The following is a 660-nucleotide window of genomic DNA, read 5'->3' as shown; positions in this document are numbered from 1 at the left end:
TCATGTACTGCTGGGCGCTCTGCATTCTTAACGGGGCAGTTACCAGTGCGAACGGGCATGCATACAGTGGGCTTGCCGGGTGGGCCTGTAGGGCTGCATGCGGACACACCAACGCTGCCAGAAATTCTCAAAACCATGGGTTATGTGACAGGTCAGTTCGGTAAAAACCACTTGGGCGACCGTGACGAATTCTTACCAACAATGCACGGTTTTGATGAGTACTGGGGTTGGTTGTATCACTTGAATGCGATGGAATACACCGAAGATCCAGACTGGCCAAAAGATGGCTCGTTAGATGCCTTCGCTCCTCGTAACGTGATTTACGCGAAATCCGATGGCAAAGGCGGTCAAACCATTGAAGACGATGGCGCGCTAACTATCGAGCGTATGCGTACTCTGGATGATGAAGTGAATAAACACGCCATTAACTTTATCGAAAGAGCGGTTGAGGCGGATAAGCCATTCTTCACTTGGTATTGTCCATCACGTGGTCACGTTTGGACGCACCTTTCACCTGAATACGAAGCCATGCTCGGCCAAAATGGTTGGGGGCTTCAAGAAGTGGTGATGAAAGATCTCGATGATCATGTCGGTGAAATGATGGCGAAAATGGAAGAGCTCGGTATCGCTGACAACACCATCATCATTTTCACTGCGGAT

At 49.7% G+C, this 660-nt stretch carries 1 protein-coding gene; it reads left to right on the top strand.

The features are described 5' to 3' along the window. Positions 1–660 (top strand): sulfatase-like hydrolase/transferase (locus tag KIV40_RS35015; protein WP_285354074.1); only part of this gene is annotated, 660 nt, incomplete at both ends.

It is taken from the genome of Vibrio sp. D173a (assembly GCF_030248475.1).
Note: the sequence above shows the minus strand (reverse complement) of the source record. Positions and strands in the feature narration are given on the sequence as shown.